Annotated in this window: 4 protein-coding genes; 2 read left to right on the top strand and 2 right to left on the bottom strand. The window is 75.1% G+C overall.

Annotation, left to right across the window (positions count from 1 at the left end):
- Nucleotides 1-240: 240 nt before the first annotated feature.
- Together IH44_RS0139380 and IH44_RS0139375 are read right to left on the bottom strand one after the other, a co-directional pair.
- Nucleotides 241-1,020 (bottom strand): HAD family hydrolase, encoded by a 780-nt coding sequence (locus IH44_RS0139380; protein WP_030464669.1) that lies wholly within the window; start codon nt 1,018-1,020, stop codon nt 241-243.
- A 53-nt stretch (nt 1,021-1,073) separates the two neighbouring features.
- On the bottom strand, nt 1,074-2,090 hold the full coding sequence (locus IH44_RS0139375) for an alcohol dehydrogenase catalytic domain-containing protein (protein ID WP_030464668.1): 1,017 nt from the start codon (nt 2,088-2,090) through the stop codon (nt 1,074-1,076).
- A 183-nt stretch (nt 2,091-2,273) separates the two neighbouring features.
- Here IH44_RS0139375 and IH44_RS0139370 point away from each other — a divergent pair, with 183 nt between their 5' ends.
- Nucleotides 2,274-2,843 carry a TetR/AcrR family transcriptional regulator gene (locus IH44_RS0139370; protein WP_030464667.1) on the top strand — a complete coding sequence of 190 codons (570 nt, stop codon included), beginning with the start codon at nt 2,274-2,276 and terminating at the stop codon, nt 2,841-2,843.
- A 70-nt stretch (nt 2,844-2,913) separates the two neighbouring features.
- Nucleotides 2,914-3,963 (top strand): hypothetical protein, encoded by a 1,050-nt coding sequence (locus tag IH44_RS0139365; protein ID WP_051818303.1) that lies wholly within the window; start codon nt 2,914-2,916, stop codon nt 3,961-3,963.
- The last annotated feature ends 63 nt before the right edge of the window (nt 3,964-4,026 follow it).

Raw genomic sequence — 4,026 nt, 5'->3', positions numbered from 1 at the left:
CCCCCGCCCACCCCAGCACCATTGGCAGCCGGGCGAGTTGCTCGACCCGCCACGCCGACAGCCCCACGACGGGCAGCGCCGCCGACCGACGCGACAACGGACGGCACGTCAACTGCCCTCCCCGGCAGGCGAATCCGGCAGCCCGGCGAGCCGTTCGGCCCGAAGCGCAGCCGACCCCGCGACGGCGGGCGGGCCGTCGGCCGGTCGCCCGTCCGTCCGACCGCCCGCTCGTCACTCCCGTCAACTCCCCATCTGTGCCAGCAGATCCGGCAGTTCCGTGAGCCGCTCGATCCGCAGCACCGACGGCTCCGCGACGGGCGACGGGCCGCCGGTGACGAAGTCGACGCCGCGGTCCAGCCAGACCCCGGTGAGCCCCGCCGCGGCGGCCGCCGTGACGTCGGTGGGGAGCATGTCGCCGACGTTGACCGCCCGTGCGGGGACGGTTCCCATCCGGCGGCAGGCGGCGGCGTAGGCCGCGGGCTTGGCGGCGCCGAGTTCGGTCGGGGTCAGGACGGCTTCGAAGTGCCCCGCGAGCCCGAAGCGGTCCAGCTTGGCCCGCTGCTGCCCGGGGTCCCCGTTGGTGAGCACCGCCAGCCGGGGCCGGCGGCCCGGCATCCGTCCGAGGGCCTCCAGGCAGGGCAGCACGTCGGTGTAGCACTGCCAGGACTCCTCAAGAGCGGGCAGGTACCGCTCGGCGATCCACCTGTCCAGCGCCGCCGGGTCCTCGGACACCGGCTCACCCAGCAACGGCAGGAAGGCCCGGGCCCGCCGCCGGTGCTGCTCGGCGAACGAGCACTCCCCGGCCAGGTACTCCCACATGTGGCGGGCCTCCAACGCCCACCACTCCGCCGCCAGCTCCGCGACCGACCCCGCCGGTCCCGCCGGTCCCGCCGGTCCTGCCGACCCCACCGCCTCCGTCGCCCCCGTCGCGCCCCCGACGATCCCGCCGATCGCGGCGAAGGCCGCCCGGCGGTGATCGACCAGCGTTCCGTCCAGATCGAAGAACACCACATCCACCATGCGGATGATCATCCCGCAGGGCCGCCCCGCCCCGGTACCCCCCGCAGGGGCTCTCAGCCGCGCGCGTCCAGGACCGCCCGGAAGCGGGCCCCGCCCGAGAGCATGCGGGCGTACGCCTTCGGGGCCTCGGACAGCGGGAAGAGCTCGATCCGGGGGGTGATCCCGTGGGCCGCGCTGAAGGACAGGTTGTCCTCGTTCTCGATCGGGGTGCCGGTGAGGTGCCCCTGGATGGTGCGGGTGCCGAAGAGCAGGTCGGCGGTGCCGACCTCGATCGGGTCGGGCGCGGCCCCCAGGACGACGAGCCGCCCGCGCGGGGCGAGCCCCGCCACCAGCGGGTTCATCGCGGCGCCGCTGGCCGCGGTCGCCAGGATCGCGGCCGCCCCGCCGAGGGCCTGGAGCGCGTCGGCGACGTTCCCCTCGGTGCTGTCGATGTAGTGGTGCGCGCCGAGCTCGCGGGCCAGCGCCTCCTTCTCGCGGCCCCGGGCGATCGCCACGACCCGGTAGCCGAGGCTGCGCGCGTACTGCAGGGCCAGGTGCCCCAGCCCGCCGATGCCCTGCACCGCGACCAGCGCACCCGGCCGGGCGCCGATCCGCTGCAGCCCGGTGAACGTGGTCAGCCCGGCGCACAGCAGCGGCGCCGCCTCGGCGGGCGGCACCTCGTCGGGGACGCGCACCAGACCGCTGGTCCGCGCGTAGACGACCTCGGCGTAACCGCCGTCGACGGTGGTGCCGGTCTGCTCCTGGTACCGGCAGTTCACGAAGTCACCGCGCCGGCAGGGGTCGCACTCCCCGCAGTGACCGGCCAGGAAGCCGATCCCGACCCGCTCCCCGACCCGCCAGGCCCCGACACCCGCCCCGACGGCGTCGATCACCCCGACGATCTCGTGCCCGGGCACGATCGGCTGCCCGGGATCGGCCCGCAGCCCCTCGGCGGCGAGGACGTCGGTGTGGCAGACGCCGCAGTACTCGACCCGCACCCTGACCTGGTTCGGCGCGGGCTCGACGAGCTCCCGGTCGACGAGGCGGAAATCGCGGGTGCCGGTGACCTGGACGGCCCGGTAGGTGGTCATGTCGCTGCTCCTCGGATGGTCGGCGGGCCGTGGCTGATCGCCGGCCGCGCCTTTCCAATATGACCGACCGTCTTAAACGGCGCAAGCGCCCCCCACCCCACCGTCCCGCCGCGCCACCCACCCGGCTTGACGCTCAAGACGACCGTTCATATTCTTCGAGGAAGGAGAGCGAAGGAGTCGTACATGCCCAGGCCCAGCGTCCGTGAACAACTGGTCGAGGCCGCCGTGGAGTGCTTCCACGAGCGCGGCTTCAACGGCACCGGCATCCAGGACATCGCCCGCACCGCGGGCGTGCCCAAGGGCTCGGTGTACAACCACTTCGACAGCAAGGAGGCGCTGGCGGGCGAGGTGATGGACCGCTACGCCGCCTCCCGCAAGCTGGAACTGCTGCACGACGAGGCACTCGCCCCCGTCCCCCGCCTGCGCGCCCACTTCGAGTACCTCGCCGCGGACTTGGAGCGCTTCTCCTACGCCCGCGGCTGCATGTTCGGCAACTTCGGCACGGAGCTGGCGAACCAGAGCGACACCGTCCGAACCCAGGTCGACGCACGCCTGGACGCCTGGACCTCTGCCGTCACCCGGGTCCTCGAAGAAGCCCGTGCGGCCGGGGCCCTCAAGAGCCCCGTCGCCGCAGAACAGTTGGGCCAGTTCCTGGTCAACGCCTGGGAAGGCGCCGTACTCCGGGCCAAGGTGACCCGCGACCGGGCCCCGCTGGACAACTTCTTCGACGTCTTCGACTCCCTCGTCGCGTGAACCCGCACCCGCACCCGCCCGCGCAGCCGAACCCGTACCCGCACCCGACCGCCGCGCCCGGGCGGCCCCGATGACCGCACTGACCAGCGGGCCCGCTCCGGCGTCCACCCCGGCGCCCGACCAGCCCGACCAGCCCGCCCCGCCCGCCCGCGCGGCGGCCCCCGACGACGACCCGCGCCGGCACCGCCGGGCCGGACGCCTCGGACTGCTCTCCGTCTCGCTCGGCACCGCCGGCCTCGGCGGCGCCTGGCAGTCCGCGACAGCCACCGTCGGCGCGCCCCTCGCGGTCAGCGACGCGTTCTTCGCACTGAGCGCCCTGGTGTGGCTGGTGCTGCTGGCCGGGTACGTCCGCCACGGCGGGGCCCGCCGGTCGAACCTGCTCGGCGACCTGCGCCACCCCGGCCACGGCTTCGCCCTCTCCTACCTCCCGATCGTCGGAATGCTCGGCACCGCCCACTTCGCCCGTTTCGACCCGGCGGCGGCCCGCTGGGCGTACGCGCTGTTCGCCGCCGCCACGGCGGTGATCGCGGCCCGGCTGCTGGCCCACTGGCTGACCGGCGGGCTCAGCGCCGTCCCGCTGCACCCGGGCTACCTGCTGCCGGTCTCCTCGGGCCCGTTCGTCGCCGCCGTCACCGCGACGGCCTTGCACCTCCCGGGCGTCGCCACCGCGGCCTTCGCCGTCGGCCTGCTGTACTGGCTGGCCTTCGGCACGGTCGTCCTCGGCAGCCTGGTGGCCAACCCGGCGCTGCCCGTCCCCGCCCGGCCGACGCTCGCCGTGCTCGGCATCCCGCCGACCGTGGGCGGCCTGGCCTGGCTGGCCGCCCACCCGGGCCCGGTCGACGCGGTCGGCCAGGGCTTCGCGGGCCTGGTCGCCTTCAGCCTGCTGCTCGTCACGTTCCTGCTGCCCCAGCTGTGGCAGCGCTCGTTCCACCCCAACGTCTGGGTCTACTCGTTCCCCACCGCCGCGACCGCCAACTTCGCCATCCGCTGGCTGCACGGCACCGCCGCACCCGCCTGGCGCCCGCTCACCTGGACCGCACTCGGCACGGCCACCCTGGCCTTCGCCGCCCTGGCCGCCGCCACCGCCGCCCACGCCCTGCGAACCACCCGCCGACCGTAGCCCCGCCCCCTACGCCCCGCGCCCCGCACCCCACCGCGCTGCCCCGCACCCACCCCCCCCATC

It is taken from the genome of Kitasatospora sp. NRRL B-11411, from assembly GCF_000721345.1.
GTDB lineage: Bacteria > Actinomycetota > Actinomycetes > Streptomycetales > Streptomycetaceae > Kitasatospora > Kitasatospora cineracea.
This window is presented reverse-complemented; position numbering and strand designations above follow the sequence as displayed.